General features: G+C 64.7%; 14 protein-coding genes. 6 read left to right on the top strand and 8 right to left on the bottom strand.

All coding sequences use genetic code 11. The annotated features are described in order from the left end of the window. Positions 1-9 precede the first annotated feature (9 nt). Entirely contained in the window at positions 10-1470 is a 1461-nt protein-coding gene (locus tag EYS42_RS05740; protein WP_165456640.1) for a carotenoid oxygenase family protein, read from the bottom strand. Between the two features lie 64 nt (positions 1471-1534). Here EYS42_RS05740 and EYS42_RS05735 point away from each other — a divergent pair, with 64 nt between their 5' ends. Then, positions 1535-2200 carry a TetR/AcrR family transcriptional regulator gene (locus EYS42_RS05735; RefSeq protein ID WP_165456639.1) on the top strand — a complete coding sequence of 222 codons (666 nt, stop codon included), beginning with the start codon at positions 1535-1537 and terminating at the stop codon, positions 2198-2200. A 22-nt stretch (positions 2201-2222) separates the two neighbouring features. Here EYS42_RS05735 and EYS42_RS05730 read toward each other — a convergent pair whose 3' ends face one another. The 4 genes from EYS42_RS05730 to EYS42_RS05715 all read right to left on the bottom strand — a co-directional run bounded on the left by EYS42_RS05730 (position 2223) and on the right by EYS42_RS05715 (position 6189). Next, a complete protein-coding gene (locus tag EYS42_RS05730) occupies positions 2223-3284 on the bottom strand; it encodes an MBL fold metallo-hydrolase (RefSeq protein ID WP_130966885.1) in 1062 nt (353 codons plus the stop codon). Between the two features lie 67 nt (positions 3285-3351). Continuing rightward, positions 3352-4878, bottom strand: coding sequence for a fumarate hydratase (locus tag EYS42_RS05725; protein ID WP_130966884.1), 1527 nt, complete (start codon positions 4876-4878; stop codon positions 3352-3354). Positions 4879-5011: 133 nt separating this feature from the next. Beyond that, positions 5012-5566: a DUF2062 domain-containing protein gene (locus EYS42_RS05720; RefSeq protein ID WP_207301113.1), complete on the bottom strand. Its 555-nt coding sequence runs from the start codon at positions 5564-5566 to the stop codon at positions 5012-5014. A 23-nt stretch (positions 5567-5589) separates the two neighbouring features. After that, entirely contained in the window at positions 5590-6189 is a 600-nt protein-coding gene (locus EYS42_RS05715; protein ID WP_130966883.1) for a TIGR00645 family protein, read from the bottom strand. Between the two features lie 144 nt (positions 6190-6333). Between EYS42_RS05715 and acs the strand changes: the two genes are divergently transcribed. Together acs and EYS42_RS05705 are read left to right on the top strand one after the other, a co-directional pair. Then, entirely contained in the window at positions 6334-8322 is a 1989-nt protein-coding gene (gene acs, locus EYS42_RS05710) for an acetate--CoA ligase (protein WP_130966882.1), read from the top strand. A gap of 202 nt (positions 8323-8524) precedes the next feature. After that, complete coding sequence (locus EYS42_RS05705) at positions 8525-10369, top strand: MFS transporter (RefSeq protein ID WP_245503522.1); 1845 nt, start codon at positions 8525-8527, stop codon at positions 10367-10369. Between the two features lie 103 nt (positions 10370-10472). On the opposite strand, the gene EYS42_RS05700 is transcribed toward EYS42_RS05705, so the two are convergent. Next, positions 10473-10799 (bottom strand): c-type cytochrome, encoded by a 327-nt coding sequence (locus tag EYS42_RS05700; RefSeq protein ID WP_130966881.1) that lies wholly within the window; start codon positions 10797-10799, stop codon positions 10473-10475. A 134-nt stretch (positions 10800-10933) separates the two neighbouring features. Here EYS42_RS05700 and EYS42_RS05695 point away from each other — a divergent pair, with 134 nt between their 5' ends. Together EYS42_RS05695 and ilvD are read left to right on the top strand one after the other, a co-directional pair. Further along, positions 10934-11188 (top strand): TIGR04438 family Trp-rich protein, encoded by a 255-nt coding sequence (locus tag EYS42_RS05695; RefSeq protein ID WP_130966880.1) that lies wholly within the window; start codon positions 10934-10936, stop codon positions 11186-11188. A gap of 58 nt (positions 11189-11246) precedes the next feature. Beyond that, a complete protein-coding gene (gene ilvD / locus EYS42_RS05690) occupies positions 11247-13097 on the top strand; it encodes a dihydroxy-acid dehydratase (RefSeq protein ID WP_130966879.1) in 1851 nt (616 codons plus the stop codon). Positions 13098-13177: 80 nt separating this feature from the next. Here ilvD and EYS42_RS05685 read toward each other — a convergent pair whose 3' ends face one another. Next, positions 13178-14434 carry a putative Na+/H+ antiporter gene (locus EYS42_RS05685; protein WP_130966878.1) on the bottom strand — a complete coding sequence of 419 codons (1257 nt, stop codon included), beginning with the start codon at positions 14432-14434 and terminating at the stop codon, positions 13178-13180. A gap of 78 nt (positions 14435-14512) precedes the next feature. On the opposite strand from EYS42_RS05685, the gene lgt reads away from it, so the two are divergent. After that, on the top strand, positions 14513-15322 hold the full coding sequence (gene lgt, locus EYS42_RS05680; RefSeq protein ID WP_130966877.1) for a prolipoprotein diacylglyceryl transferase: 810 nt from the start codon (positions 14513-14515) through the stop codon (positions 15320-15322). A 194-nt stretch (positions 15323-15516) separates the two neighbouring features. Here lgt and EYS42_RS05675 read toward each other — a convergent pair whose 3' ends face one another. Then, entirely contained in the window at positions 15517-16317 is an 801-nt protein-coding gene (locus EYS42_RS05675; protein WP_130966876.1) for an ABC transporter ATP-binding protein, read from the bottom strand. Positions 16318-16342: the final 25 nt, after the last annotated feature.

Below are 16342 nucleotides of genomic sequence, written 5' to 3'. Positions count from 1 at the left end.
GGCTCGGGCTCAGCGCAGGTTGGCAGCCGGCACCCAGTTCCCGTGGAAGCCCATGGGGATGGGGGCCGGCACCTCCACCACGGCCTGTGGCTGCATGTGCTCGGCATCGACCACATGGAACTCGCCCAGGCCAGTGCGCACGTTGAAGGCATAGCCCATCAGCCAGCCGGCGTCTTCGGGCAGGGGCTGCGCGCCCTGGCCTGACGGCGCCTGCCGCGGCACGAACACGAACTCGCCAGGCTTGAGGTCAGGGCCCAACTGCAGGGCCTGGGTGAGGAAGGTCTGCAGATCGTGCTTGAGCAAGGCCTGCCCCCCCGCGTTGTCCACCGTGAACTCGGTGGCATAGGCGAAGCGGTAGGGCTGGCCCACCAGGGTTTCGTTCAGGCGCGGGAACTCCTGCGGGCGTTCGCACACCACCTGGCGTTGCACACGGGTGCCCCCGACGGGCAGCGTCCAGCGCTCGAAGCGCGGCGCCGTGTCGTCCTCAGGCCCCACGCGCGAACGGTTGAACATGTGCTGGTGCACCACCACGTCCATCACCACCGAGCCATCGGGCAGGTCGAAGGCATTGCAGGGGTGGAACACGTAGCAGGGCTCGATGTCGAACCAGCGCATGTCGCGCGCCTCGCCGTCGCGCGGCAGCAGTCCCACACGGGCCGGGTGCTTGGGGTTCCACACATAAGGGAAGGTGTCGCGGCGCACGATCGACCACCAGGAAAAGGTCACGGGCAGGTCCATCACCACCACCTGCCGCTGCGTGACGGCGCAGTCGTGCACCATGGGGCCGTGCTTCACGGGAATGTGCACCACCTTGTCGACCGCGCCTTGCGCGTTCACGCGCACGTAGCTCAGCTTGCGGTGCTGGATGGCGTCGTAGCACACGGCATGCAGGTCACCCGTGACGGGGTCGAGGTGAGGGTGGGCGCTGAAGGGATGCCGTGTCGGGCTGTCGAACAGGCCGCTGCGCACCGTGTTGAGCTCGGCGTCGAGCTGTACCGGGGCAGGGCCCGCTTCCACCGAGGCCCAGAGGCGACCAGCGTGCCCGAACACATTGGTGTTCACCGTGTCGAAAATGCCGCGTGTTTCGCCCGGCACCTGGGCGCGGCCCAGGGCCTTGTTCACCGAAGCGCTGCCGATGTAGCGGTTGCGATACCACAGCGCCTGGCCACCTTGCAGGCGCAGGCCATGCACCATGCCATCGCCGGTGAACCAGTGGTGCTTGCTGGTCTGAGTCGGCTTCAGCGGGTTGGGCCCGATGCGCACATACAGGCCGTCCAGCTCAGCGGGCAGCGTGCCTCGCGCGGGCAAGTGCCGGTGGGTCACCTCCTGGGCCACAGGCGCAAAGGGGCCGTTCAGGAAGCGATTGTCTGCGGTGGCGCCCGCAGTGGGCGCCACCTGGCCGCGGCCGGCGGGGCTGTGACGGGGCTGACCGGTCAGGGGCAGGGCGGTGCTGCTGGCGGTGTTCGGCATGGGCAACCTCAATGTGTGCGTTGTGAACATGCGCATTCCAATCCAAAATGTGTACGATGTCAACATGCAAGATGTGTCCAGTTCTGATCACCCGAACCGCCTGAAAACCCCGGAAAGCCGCAGTTACCACCATGGCAACCTCAAGGCCAGCCTCATCGAGGCCGGCGTGGCGGCGCTGGCGCACACCGAAGCCGATGCACTCAGTTTGCGACAACTGGCCAAGGAGCTGGGCGTGTCCGCCAACGCCGCTTACCGGCACTTTGCCGACAAGGATGCCTTGCTCACGGCCATGGCCGCCGAGGGCTTTCGGCTTTTTGCAGCGGCGCAGGCTGCCAGCGCGCATGGGCTGGCCCATGCCGAAGACCGGCTCAAGGCCTCCGGGCGCGCTTACGTTGCCTTCGCCCAGGCGCACCCGGCGCTGTACCGCCTGATGTTCCAGCGCATGGACCAGGTCATGGCCGACCCGGCCCTGATGGCACACTGCAGTGGTGGTGGCATGGCGGTGCTGCTGGAGGCCACCTCCGGCCTGGTGGGTGCCCCCATGGACGACGAACGGGTGCGCGTGGCGGCCGCTGCCTCGTGGAGCTTGGTGCACGGCCTCAGTTCGCTGGCCCAGGGCGGGCAGTTGGCCATTTTCGGCCTGCCTCTGAACGACCTGATCAACCGCGTGCTGTCGATGCCCGTGAGCTTTCAGCAAGCCGTCTCCAGTCTCCAGCCGCCGTCAGATTGACTCAGGCCGGCACCCGCTCACATCAGCGCATGCGATGGGGCACGCGCATGCTGCCCCCCACGGGCAGTACGGCAAAACGTTCGGGAGAGATGTTGCTTGCAGCCAGGGCCTTTGCCAGTGCCCTGGGCGGCTCGTCCAGCGCTTCATCGGTGAGCTGGAAGGTGCCCCAGTGCACGCTGATCGCCTGTTTGCAGCCAATGTCCTGAAAGATCTGAACCGACTCTTCCGGGTTCACATGCTGATCCTTCATGAACCAGCGGGGCTCGTAAGCGCCAATGGGCAGCAGGGCCAGGTCAAAACCACCGCCGTGCTCGGGCGTGTGCTCGCGCGCGAAGTGCTGGCGGATGTCGACGAAGTCTTTGGAGTAGCCCGTGTCGCCCGCAAAGAACACATGGCAGTCGGGCGACAGCATGGCAAAACCGCCCCACAGGCTGCGCAGCGCGTCGGTGGCGGTGCGGGCCGACCAGTGCTGCGCGGGCGTCAGCACCACGGGCACGCGCAGGTTGCGTTCGGTGGCGTCGATCACGTGGGTGTCCCACCAGTCGAGTTCGACCACGCGCTGCAGGCCCCAGCGGTGCAGCCACTTCTTGTGCGCCAGCGGGCAGATCACCAAAGGGGGACCGCCCGCCTGGCGGGCCAGGGCGCGCATCGAGCCTTCGTCGAGGTGGTCGTAGTGGTTGTGCGACAGCAGCACCACGTCGATGTGGGGCAGCTCGCTCAGTTGCAGCCCGGGGGGCGTGTGGCGCTTGGGGCCCGCCCATTGCACGGGGAAACAGCGCTCTGAAAACACCGGATCGGTCAGCACGTTCAGGCCGCCCACCTGCAGCAGCACCGTGATGTGCCCCACCCAGGTGGCGGCCGGCTGCATGGCCAGACCGGCCTGGGCATTGCCCTGGATGAAGGCCAGGTCGGGCCGCACCACCTCGATGGGCGTGGTGATGGCCTTCGGGTGCCCGGCCCGCCAGGCCTGCCAGCGCCAGCGCAGCAGTTCGTTCCAGCGTTTGCCGCGGAACGACTGGTAGTTGTTCTGGAAGCCGTCAGGCCGGTGGTGCTTCTTGTGCGGGTTGAAGTGGGGGTTCTTCATGGTGCACAGGCTATCAAAAGAAAAGCCCCGCGGCCGTGGCAGCGGGGCTTGCTGAGCTTGCTGGGCTTCAATCCACCTTCACGGGGATCTTGCCGATCTTGGCCTGCCAGGTCTTGGGGCCTTCGATGTGGGCGCTGGTGCCTCCGGCGTCCACCGCCACGGTCACGGGCATGTCGACCACGTCGAACTCATAGATGGCTTCCATGCCCAGGTCTTCAAAGCCGACCACCTTGGCGCCCTTGATGGCTTTGGACACCAGGTAGGCCGAACCGCCCACGGCCATCAGGTAGGCACTCTTGTGCTTCTTGATGGCGTCGATGGCGGTGGGGCCGCGCTCGGCCTTGCCCACCATGGCGATCAGGCCGGTCTGGGCCAGCATCATCTCGGTGAACTTGTCCATGCGGGTGGCGGTGGTGGGGCCGGCCGGGCCGACCACTTCATCGCGCACCGGATCGACCGGGCCCACGTAGTAGATGACGCGGTTGGTGAAGTCCACCGGCAGCTTTTCGCCCTTGGCCAGCATGTCCTGGATGCGCTTGTGTGCGGCGTCGCGGCCGGTCAGCATCTTGCCGTTGAGCAGCAGGGTCTGGCCCGGGGTCCAGCTGGCCACTTCGGCAGGCGTGAGCGTGTTCAGGTCGACGCGCTTGCTCTTGTTGTAGTCGGGTGCCCAGTGCACGTTGGGCCACAGGTCCAGGCTGGGTGGGTCGAGGTACACGGGGCCCGAGCCGTCCATCACGAAGTGGGCGTGGCGGGTGGCCGCGCAGTTCGGGATCATGGCGATGGGCTTGCTGGCGGCGTGCGTGGGGTAGGTCTTGATCTTGACGTCCAGCACGGTGGTCAGGCCGCCCAGGCCCTGGGCGCCGATGCCCAGGGCATTGACCTTCTCGTACAGCTCGATGCGCAGCTCTTCCAGCTTGTTCTGGGGGCCGCGCTGCAGCAGCTCGTACATGTCGATGTCGTCCATCAACGATTCCTTGGCCAGCAGCGCCGCTTTTTCAGCCGTGCCGCCCACGCCAATGCCCAGCATGCCGGGCGGGCACCAGCCAGCACCCATGGTCGGCACGGTCTTGAGCACCCAGTCGACGATGTTGTCGCTCGGGTTGAGCATGTACACCTTGCTCTTGTTCTCGGAGCCACCGCCCTTGGCTGCGACCGTCACGTCGACCGTGTCGCCCGGTACCAGCTCCATGAACACCACGGCGGGCGTATTGTCCTTGGTGTTCTTGCGCTCGAAGATGGGGTCGGACAGCACCGACGCGCGCAGCTTGTTGTCGGGGTTGTTGTAGCCGCGGCGCACGCCTTCGTCGATCGCTTCCTGAATGCTCTGGGTGCCGAAGCCTTCCCACTTCACGCCCATGCCGATCTTCAGGAACACGTTGACGATGCCGGTGTCCTGGCAGATGGGGCGCTTGCCTTCGGCGCACATGCGCGAGTTGGTCAGGATCTGCGCAATCGCATCTTTGGCGGCGGGCGACTCTTCGCGCTCGTAGGCGCGCGCCAGGTGGGCGATGTAGTCGGCAGGGTGGTAGTACGAGATGTACTGCAGCGCAGCTGCGACGCTTTCAACGAGGTCGTCGTAACGAATGGTCGTCATGGCAGGGGCCTTCGTGGGGCTAGGGCTGTCCGTGGGCGGGGGGGACGGGAATGGGCGCGTCTGCGCCCGCGAAAACCGCCATTGTGCCAAGTTTGTGACGGGCGCTGGGCGACGAGCCCCGAGCCAACCGGCATCAGGGTGTGCGTGGGGTCTTGGAGCGCCAGCACAGGTGCACGGCCAGGTAGCCCAGCACGGCGCTGACGGCGGCGATCACCAGCAGGCCGGTCATCAGGGGGGCGCCATGGGTGATCGCCCAGTTGATGCCGTCGGCCAGCCAGTTGTGGGCCTCGAAGGTGAAGCTGCTGAAATCCAGCGAGGCGGGCAGCAGCTGGTCGCCCAGCTGGTAGGCCGCGTAATAGATGGGCGGCACCGTGAACGGGTTCGTCACCAGGGTGCAGGCGGCGCTGATGGGCACGTGGCCCCGGATCACGGCCGCGCCGGCCACCGCAAACAGGATCTGGGCCACCGGCATCAGCAGGCCCATGAACAGGCCCATGGCCACCCCGCGGGCCACGCTCTGGCGCTCCAGCGCCCACAGGCGGTCGTCAGACAGGTAAGGGCGCACCGGTTGCAGCCAGGGCTGCGCCAGGATGTCGTCCTTGCCGGGGGTCTGGCGGCGCAGGTGGAACCAGCCATTGCGCGCGCGGCGCTTGAAGAGGGTGGCAGGTTTGCGCAAGGGGCGGTTCATGGGGGTGGACGGGAAGTGACGGGTCAGTGCTTGTTATCGGCCGAGTGCGCGTGATGCAGCAGCTTGTCAGTGTAAGCAATGGCCATGGCCGAGAACAGAAAAGCAATGTGAATCACGGTCTGTGCGATCAGCACCTTGTCGGTGTAATTTTGCGCATTGATGAAGGTCTTGAGCAGGTGGATCGACGAGATGCCGATGATGGCTGTGGCCAATTTCACCTTCAGCACCGAGGCGTTCACGTGGTCCAGCCATTCGGGCTGGTCGGGGTGTCCGTCGAGGTCCATGCGAGAGACGAAGGTTTCGTAACCCCCCACGATGACCATGATCAGCAGGTTCGAGATCATGACCACGTCGATCAGGCCCAGCACCACCAGCATGATGGTGGTTTCCGTCAGGTGGGACGGCGCACCCGCGGCCATCTTCTGACCGGAGGCCTCGAAGATCAGTTTCAGAGCGTCCTGGTTGCCGAAAGCGGCTTCGATCAGGTGCACCAGTTCCACCCAGAAATGGAACACGTACACGGCCTGGGCCAGGATCAGGCCCAGGTACAGGGGCAGCTGCAACCAGCGGCTGGCAAAGATCACGGTGGGCAGCGGGCGCAGCTTGACAGGAGTTTTGGCCATATGTGTCAATGTGAGACAGGGATAGTACGGAGTATCAATTCAGGGGGTTGCGCGGAAAGTCCGGCTTGTGGCCTGACGGCGTTGTCTGCTGGGCCATCGGGATGACAGATGGCGCCCCAAGGCGCACACAACGGAGTGATCGAGATGACCGCATCGAATCAGACAGACGCACAAGCTGCCACCACCCAGGTGCCGGTGCCTGCTGAATTTGCTCAGAAGGCCCATGTGGCAAGCCGCGCAGCATACGACGAACTGTGCGCCCAGGCGCAAGCCGATCACGCCGGTTTCTGGGCCAACCATGCCAGAAAACTGCTGAGCTGGCACAAACCGTTCACCAAGACCCTTGACGAGAGTGATGCCCCGTTCTTCAAATGGTTCGAAGATGGCCAGCTCAATGCCTCGTACAACTGCCTGGACCGCCATGTGGCCAACGGCCTGGGCGACAAGGTCGCGATCATTTTCGAAGCCGATGACGGCACCGTGACCCGGGTCACTTACAGCGAACTGCTTGAGCGCGTCTGCCGCCTGGCCAACGCCCTGAAGGCCGAGGGCGTGCAAAAGGGTGACCGCGTGGTCATCTACCTGCCCATGTCGGTGGAGGGTGTGGTGGCCATGCAGGCCTGTGCGCGCATCGGTGCCACGCACTCGGTGGTGTTTGGCGGTTTCTCGGCCCAGAGCCTGCGCGACCGCGTGGAAGACGCGGGTGCCGTGCTGCTGATCACGGCCGACGAGCAACAGCGTGGTGGCAAGTCGCTGCCTCTGAAGGCCATTGTGGACGAAGCCATCGGCCTGGGCGGCTGCGACAGCATTCGCCGCGTGATCGTGTTCCGCCGCACTGGCGGCAAGGTGGCCATGACCGAAGGCCGCGATGTGTGGCTGCACGACGTGATGGCCGCCCAGCCGGCCACCTGCGAACCCGAGTGGGTCAGCGCCGAGCATCCGCTGTTCCTGCTGTACACCTCGGGCTCGACCGGCAAGCCCAAGGGCGTTCAGCACAGCACCGGTGGCTACCTGCTGCACGCCACCCTGACCACCCAGTGGACCTTCGATCTGAAACCCGACGACGTGTTCTGGTGCACGGCCGACATCGGCTGGGTCACGGGCCACACCTATGTCACTTACGGCCCGCTGTCGAACGGCGGCACGCAGGTGGTGTTTGAAGGCGTGCCGACCTACCCGGATGCCGCCCGCTTCTGGCGCATGATCGAGGCCCACAAGGTCTCGATCTTCTACACCGCGCCCACCGCCATCCGCGCCCTGATCAAGGCCGCTGAAACCACCCCCGAGGTGCACCCTCGCAACTTCAACCTGGGCAGCCTGCGCCTGCTGGGCACGGTGGGCGAGCCGATCAACCCGGCCGCCTGGACCTGGTACCACCGAGAAATTGGTGGCGGTCGCTGCCCGATCGTTGACACCTTCTGGCAGACCGAAACCGGGGGCCACATGATCACCCCGCTGCCGGGCGCGCACGCGCTCACGCCGGGCTCCTGCACGCTGCCGTTCCCAGGCATCGATGCCGCCGTGGTCGATGAAACCGGCAAGGAAGTGCCGTGGGGGCAGGGCGGTGTGCTGGTGGTTCGCAAACCCTGGCCCTCGATGATTCGCACCATCTGGGGTGACCCGGAGCGATTCAAGAAAAGTTATTACCCCGCGGATTTTGGCGGCAAATATTATCTGGCGGGTGATGGTGCCATTCGTGATGCGGACACCGGGTATTTCACGATCACGGGTCGCATCGATGATGTGCTGAATGTGTCGGGCCACCGCATGGGCACGATGGAAATTGAATCGGCCCTGGTGTCGCACCCCCTGGTGGCTGAGGCTGCGGTGGTGGGGCGCCCGGACGACCTGACCGGCGAGGCCATCTGTGCTTTCGTGGTGCTCAAGCGCTCTCGCCCCTCCGGTGAAGAGGCCCGCCAGCTGGCCGCCGAGTTGCGCAACCACGTGGCGCAGGAAATCGGCCCGATCGCCAAACCCAAAGACATTCGTTTTGGCGACAACCTGCCCAAAACCCGCTCAGGCAAGATCATGCGGCGCTTGCTGCGCGTGATCGCCAAGGGCGATGCCGTCACCCAGGACACCAGCACGCTGGAAAACCCGGCCATTCTGGATCAGCTGGCCCAGGCCAATTGAGTTTGGTGCGGGAGGGCGCCCTCCCGCTGTAAACCCCAAGGGCGCCACACCCGCGACGGTTGGGGAAATCCCCGTGTGTTATTTCTTCACAAAAGTACACGGAATACAGGGTTACCCTGATCTGACTTCCATCGTGACCCCCTAAATTGGGGGGTAAGAAGGTCACAAGCCTTCGATCCGCAACGACGAGGAGAAAATTCCAATGGCAACTACCGCAGCGTCCAATGCGCCCATGACGGCGGAGGAAAAGAAGGTCATCTTCGCCTCCAGCCTGGGCACGGTTTTCGAGTGGTACGACTTCTACCTGTACGGTTCGTTGGCAGCCATCATTGCCAAGCAGTTCTTTGCAGGCCTGGACCCCACTTCCGCCTTCATTTTCGCCCTGCTGGCGTTTGCCGCAGGCTTCATCGTTCGGCCCTTTGGTGCGCTGGTGTTCGGTCGCCTGGGCGACATGATCGGTCGCAAATACACCTTCCTGGTGACCATCTTGCTGATGGGCGCCTCCACCTTCATTGTGGGCATCTTGCCCACCTACGCCCAGATCGGTGTGGCCGCTCCGGTCATCCTGATCATCCTGCGCCTGCTGCAAGGCCTGGCGCTGGGCGGTGAGTACGGCGGTGCCGCCACCTACGTGGCCGAGCACGCACCGCACGGCAAGCGCGGTGCCTACACTGCCTGGATCCAGACCACGGCCACGCTGGGTCTGTTCCTGTCGCTGATCGTCATCCTGGGCACCCGCACCATCATCGGTGAAGACGCCTTCCAGGAATGGGGCTGGCGCGTGCCCTTCATCGTCTCGATCCTGCTGCTGGCCATCTCCGTGTGGATCCGCATGAGCATGAACGAGTCGCCTGCCTTCAAGAAGATGAAGGCCGAAGGCAAGACCTCCAAGGCACCGCTGTCCGAATCGTTCGGCCAGTGGAAGAACCTCAAGATCGTGATCCTGGCCCTGTTCGGTCTGGTGGCGGGTCAGGCCGTGGTCTGGTACACCGGGCAGTTCTACGCCCTGTTCTTCCTGACCCAGGCCTTGAAGGTGGACGGTGCCACGGCCAACGTGCTGGTCGCCATCTCGCTGCTGATCGGCACCCCGTTCTTCGTGGTGTTCGGCACCCTGTCGGACAAGATCGGCCGCAAGCCCATCATCCTGGCCGGCTGCCTGGTCGCCGCACTGACCTACTTCCCGCTGTTCAAGGCCCTGACCGAAGCTGCCAACCCCGACCTGGCCAAGGCGCAAGCCACGGCCCCGGTCACCCTGGTGGCCGATCAGAGCGAGTGCTCGTTCCAGTTCAACCCGACCGGCACGGCCAAGTTCACCAGCTCGTGCGACATCGCCAAGCAGTACCTGGCCTCCAACTCGGTGAACTATGAGAACGTGGCGGGCCCCGCAGGCTCCATGGCCATGATCAAGGTGGGGGATGTGGCCATCTCGGGTTACACCCCTGGCAAGGTCACCGAAGCCGACATCCCGGCTGCCAAGGAAGCCGCCGTCAAGGCCAAGGAAGGTGCCATCAAGAAGCTGGACGACCTGAAGGCTGCTGGCGGTGTCGGCAAAGACTTTGACGACAAGGTCAAGGCTGCTGAGAAGGCTGTCAAGGAAGCCGGCGCCAACCTGGCCGCCTTCGACAAGGATGCCAAGGCCGCTGCCGTGAAGGTGATCGATGGCCAGTTCAAGGCCAAGGTGGGCGCCGAGCTGAAGAAGGCCGGTTACCCCGCCAAGGCCGACCCGGCCAAGGTCAACAAGCCCCTGATCATCGCCATCCTGACGGTGCTCGTGATCTACGTGACCATGGTGTACGGCCCGATCGCCGCCATGCTGGTGGAAATGTTCCCGACCCGCATCCGCTACACCTCGATGTCGCTGCCGTATCACATCGGCAATGGCTGGTTCGGCGGCCTGCTGCCCACCACGGCCTTCGCGATCGTGGCCCAGACTGGCAACATCTACAACGGCCTGTGGTACCCGATCATCGTGGCCGGCATCACCTTCGTGATCGGCTTGCTGTTCGTGAAGGAAACCAAGGACGTGGACATCTACGCCGGTGACTGACCCTGGCACCCCGCTTCGGTGGGGGTAGCAAAAAGCCCCGCTTCGGCGGGGCTTTTTTCATGGGGTGAAGCGGTGCGACGCTGAGGCCGCACCCTTCAGGGCATCACTTCTTCTGCGACAGCACCCAGGTCACCAGTTGTTTGGCCTCGGCCTCGTTGACCTGGCTGTTGGCCGGCATGGGCATGGTGCCCCAGTTCAGCTTCTTGGGGTCAGAGCCCTTCAGGATCTTCTGAACCAGCATGGCTTCAGCGCCTTTTTGCCCCTTGTACTTGGCGGCCACATCCTGGTAGGACGGCCCCACCACTTTCTTGTCAACGGCGTGGCAGGCCATGCAGGCCTTTTTCTGGGCCAGGTCGGCGCTGGCCAGGGCCGAGGTGCTGAAAACAGCGAGCAGGCTGGCGGCGGCCAGCGAGAGGGTGCGTGGGGTCATGTTCAACCTTTCTGGGGCGGTGAATCGGTCAGCGGAAACGGTCTCTTTATAAACGCTTCTACGGTGGTGGTTGGTTGACGGATGTGGTGCAATCGCAAAGAGCTTGAAACTCATCAAAAGTGCGAGGGGTTTGTATGTGGTTTGTCGTGATCGGGGTGCTGATCCAGGTGCTCAGCCTGGTGGGCATCTGGCCGGTGGGCGACTGGTCTTGGAGCACCCACTGGATGGAAATGTGCGCGCCCTTTGCGGCAGCGCTGGTGTGGTGGTGGCTGTCTGACACCCTGGGCTGGACCCAGAAAAAAGCCATGCAGGACGCCGAGCAGCGCAAGGAAGACCGCCGCGACAAACAGCTCGAAGCCCTGGGCATGAGCCCCCGCAAGAAGCGCTGAGGGCTGCCGCGGGATAAAATCGGGGTCTTTTCAGACGCCCGTTTCTCCGGAGACCTTCATGCCCCAGTACCGTTCCCGTACCTCCACCGCCGGCCGCAACATGGCCGGGGCCCGTGCCCTGTGGCGTGCCACCGGCATGAAGGACGGTGACTTCGAAAAGCCGATCATCGCGATCGCGAACAGCTTCACGCAGTTCGTGCCGGGTCACGTGCACCTGAAGGACCTGGGCCAGCTGGTCGCCCGCGAGATCGAGGCCGCCGGTGGCGTGGCCAAGGAGTTCAACACCATCGCCGTTGACGACGGCATTGCCATGGGCCACGGCGGCATGCTGTATTCGCTGCCCTCGCGTGACCTGATCGCCGACAGCGTCGAGTACATGGTCAATGCCCACACCGCCGACGCCCTGGTGTGCATTTCAAACTGCGACAAGATCACGCCCGGCATGCTGATGGCGGCTTTGCGCCTGAACATCCCTGTGGTGTTCGTGTCCGGTGGCCCGATGGAGGCCGGCAAGGCCAAGATCGAGGGCAAGGTCATCGCCCTGGACCTTGTGGACGCCATGGTCAAGGCCGCTGACAAGAACTGCTCTGACGAAGAAGTGGCCGTGGTCGAGCGTTCGGCCTGCCCCACCTGCGGTTCGTGCTCGGGCATGTTCACCGCCAACTCGATGAACTGCCTGACCGAGGCCTTGGGCCTGTCCCTGCCCGGCAACGGTACCATCGTGGCCACCCACGCCGACCGAGAAAAGCTGTTCCGCAAGGCCGGCCGTACCGTGGTCGACCTGGCCAAGCGTTACTACGAGCAAGACGACGCCAGCGTGCTGCCTCGCAACATCGCCAGCTTCAAGGCCTTCGAGAACGCCGTGGCCCTCGATGTGGCCATGGGCGGCTCGACCAACACCGTGCTGCACCTGCTGGCCGCCGCTCGCGAAGCCGAAGTGCCCTTCACCATGGCCGACATCGACCGCATGTCGCGCAAGGTGCCTTGCCTGAGCAAGGTGGCCCCCGCCGTGCCTGATGTGCACATCGAAGACGTGCACCGCGCAGGCGGCATCATGTCGATCCTGGGCGAGTTGGCCCGTGGCGGCCTGCTGCACACCGACGTGCCCACCGTGCACAGCACGTCCATGGCCGAGGCCATTGCCCAGTGGGATGTGACTGTCTCGAAGGATGAGGCTGTGCACACCTTCTACAAGGCCGCGCCCGGCGGCATCCCCACCCAGGTGGCCTTCTCGCAAGACAGCCGCTGGAAGGCCCTGGACACCGACCGCCAAAAGGGCGTGATCCGCTCGGTCGAGCACGCCTTCACCAAGGACGGCGGCCTGGCCGTGCTGTACGGCAACATCGCCGAGAAGGGCTGCATCGTCAAGACCGCGGGTGTGGACGAATCGATCTGGAAGTTCACCGGCACCGCCCGCGTGTACGAAAGCCAGGACGATGCCGTCGAAGGCATCCTCGGCGAAGAAGTGCAGGCTGGCGACGTGGTCATCATCCGCTACGAAGGCCCCAAGGGCGGCCCCGGCATGCAGGAAATGCTGTACCCCACCTCGTACCTCAAGAGCCGTGGCCTGGGCAAGCAGTGCGCCTTGCTGACCGACGGTCGCTTCTCGGGTGGCACCTCGGGCCTGTCGATTGGCCATGCCTCGCCGGAAGCCGCTTGCGGTGGTGCGATCGCACTGGTCGAAAACGGCGACACCATCGAGATCGACATCCCCAACCGGTCGATCAACCTGGCCATCTCTGACGAAGAACTGGCCAAGCGCCGCGCCGCCATGGAAGCCAGGGGCGAGCAGGCCTGGAAGCCGGTGAACCGCGAGCGTTACGTGTCGGCTGCGCTGCAGGCTTATGCCCTGCTGACCACCTCGGCCGACACGGGCGCCGTGCGCGACCTGTCGCAGATCAAGCGCTGATCGCTTTCTGCGCCTGACGAAAAAGCCCGTCCACTGGACGGGCTTTTTTCATGGCCTGCTGCAGTCGGCCGTGTTCGCGCTCACAGCCCTTTGAGGCATGCCATGGCCACCAAGGTGGGCCCCAGGGCGGCCAGGAACAGTCCACCGGCTCCGATGGCCTCTTCGTCGAACTTGCCCTTCAGGATGGACGCGCCCGCCGGATTGGGTGCATTGGCAATGATGGTCAGGCCACCACCGGTCACTGCACCGGCCACCAGGGCGTACTTGAACTCGGGGCTCAAGCCTTGCACCAGCGAGCCCAGGTAGGTCAAGGCCGCGTTGTCTGTGATGGCCGTCAGGGCCGTGGCCCCGAAGTAGATGGCGTCGGCGTCCATGCTCATCAGCAGCGGCTCCAGCCACCATTGCTGCTGCCCGCCCAGCACCACCAGACCTGCCAGGAAGAAGGCCACCATCAGGCCCTCACGCAGGATCAGGGGGGACTGGTAACGCTCGTAGGCGGTGGTGAAGCCCAGGAAGAACAGGAACAGGCCCATGAACACGGCCGGGTGGTGGGCGAACACCACGATGCCAGCCAGGAAAGCCAGGTGGATGCCCTGCACGGTCAGCGGCGGCAGTGCCTCGGCCGACAGCGCAGCGCGCGGCACGGCGCGCAGCTCTTTGGCGAACAGCAAGGCCACGCCCAGTGCATTGATGCCCACGGCCAGGGCCGCCTTCCAGCCGAAGTGCGTGAGCATGAAGCTCAGGTCCCAACCCCATTGGGCGGCCACCATCAGCACCGGGGGCGCGGCATAGGGCGTGAGCGTGCCGCCGATCGACACGTTCACGAACAACACGCCCAGCAGGGCATAGCGCAGCTTCTGTGAAATGGGCTGGCTGTAGATGCTGTCGCGCAGCAGCAGGGCGGCCAAGGTCATGGCGGCCGGCTCGGTGATGAACGATCCCATCAAGGGCACGACCGACAAGGTCACGAACACCAGGGCCACATTGCCGGGCAGGGGCACCAGGCGTGTGAGGATGCGGGTGAGCGCACTGGCCATCTGGATGATGGGCTTGCTGGCAGCGCACACCATGATGGCGAACACGAACAGGGGCTCCGTGAAGTTGCGGCTGTCGAGGTAGGCCGTGGCCACCGCCTTGCCCTCGGTGGCAAACATGATGACCATGAGCACCATGGCCCAGAAACCGAACACGGCCTCCACCTCGGCCAGGAAGTGCCACAGGCCCGCATGGTTGGGGCGCGTGTGGGCCAGATGTTCAAAAAACTTGGTGGAAAAAGTGTGCAGCAGGGCCACGCCAAAAATGACGGCCCCGATCAGCTGGATGGTGCTCGGGTTCATGCGCGCGATGGTATCAGCGGGTGATGCCTGTCAGCCCTGAGGGCGGCCAGTGGTGTCGCATGCGTTATCGTTCGGCCCATGCTGCAACACCCTCAATTCGACCCGATTGCCCTGAGCCTGGGCCCGCTGCAGGTGCACTGGTATGGCCTGACCTACCTGGCTGCGTTTGCCATGTTCTATCTGCTGGCCCGCCTGCGGGCAGCCCGTGCCCCGTATGCCGGCACCTGGAACCCGCAGGAGATCGAAGACATGCTCTTCGTGGGCGTGCTCGGGGTGGTGCTGGGCGGGCGCCTGGGGTATGTGCTGTTCTACAAGCCGGCTTACTACCTGGCGCACCCGGCCGAGATCCTGGCCGTGTGGCAGGGGGGCATGGCCTTCCATGGTGGCCTGCTGGGCGTGATCGCGGCCATGGCCTATTACGCATGGAAGACCCGTCGGCACTTCTTCGAGGTGGCCGACGTGGTGGCGCCCTGTGTGCCGGTGGGCCTGGCTGCGGGCCGCATGGGCAACTTCATCAATGGCGAGTTGTGGGGCCGCGTGGCCGACCCTGCACTGCCTTGGGGCATGGTGTTCCGTGGTGCAGGTGAGCTGCCGCGCCACCCGTCTCAGCTGTACCAGTTCGCACTGGAGGGCGTGCTGCTGTTCGCCCTGCTGTGGTGGTACGGGCGCAAGCCGCGTCCGCTGGGGGCTGTGGCGGCCTGGTTCCTGATCGGCTATGGCAGCTTCCGCTTCGTGGCCGAGTATTTCCGCGAGCCCGACAATTTCCTGGGCCTGCTGGCACTGAACATGAGCATGGGCCAATGGCTGTGCGTGCCCATGATTGGGGCAGGCGCGCTGTTTCTGGTGCTGGCTCACCGAGGTGTCTGGCGTTCACCAGCCCGGGCCTGAGCCCTGACGGCCGCACAAAAAAAGCGCCCCAGGGGGTGAGCCCTGGGGCGTAAAGAGGTCTGTGGAGTTTTCGCGGACCCACTGACCCCCGCTGAGGAGGACGCCGTCGCTCTGAGCTCCCGCGTCCCACTGGAGAAGTATGCAAAGGGTGTGCCAGCTTTCTCCGGGGTGATGGGCTGCCGTGTCGGGGCCTGTCAGGCCGCGGTCTTGTGCGCCACGCCGTGGCGGGTGTACAGGAAGTCGAGCACCGATTTGCGGCAGTGCATGTAGGTCGGGTCTTCGGCCAGCTCGACCCGGTTGCGCGGGCGTGCCAGCGGCACGTCCAGGATCTCGCCGATGGTGGCGGCCGGGCCATTGGTCATCATCACGATGCGGTCCGACAGCAGCACGGCCTCGTCCACGTCGTGGGTCACCATCACCACGGTGCTCTGCGTGCGGGCCACGATCTTGAGCAGCTCGTCTTGCAGGTGGGCGCGGGTGAGGGCGTCCAGGGCACCGAAGGGCTCGTCCATCAGCAGCACCTTGGGTTCCATGGCCAGGGCGCGGGCAATGCCCACACGCTGCTTCATGCCGCCCGAGATTTCATTCGGGCGCTTCTGGCTGGCGTGGCTCATGTTCACCAGCGCCAGTGCGTCGTTGGTGCGCTGCTTGAGCTTCTCCTTGCTTTCCTTGCCACCGAACACACGCTCCACGGCCAGGTACACATTCTGGAAGCAGGTCAGCCAGGGCAGCAGCGAGTGGTTCTGGAACACCATGGCCCGTTCGGGACCCGGCCCGGCAATTTCCTTGTTGTCGCAGATCAGGCCACCGCTGCTGGGGCTCAGCAGGCCGGCGATCAGGTTCAGCAGGGTGGACTTGCCGCAACCCGAGTGCCCGATCAGGGCAATGAACTCGCCCTTGTGGATCTGCAGGTTGATGTCCCGCAGGGCATGAAAGCGCCCCTTTTTGGTGCTGAACACCATTTCGGCCTGGCTGACGTCGATGAAAGCAGTCATGTGAATCTCCGGTTTCGTTCAGGCA

It is taken from the genome of Aquabacterium lacunae (assembly GCF_004310865.1).
In the GTDB taxonomy this organism is placed as follows: Bacteria; Pseudomonadota; Gammaproteobacteria; order Burkholderiales; family Burkholderiaceae_C; genus Aquabacterium; species Aquabacterium lacunae.
The sequence above is the reverse complement of the archived record's forward strand: the minus strand, read 5'-3'. Positions and strand labels throughout refer to the sequence as shown.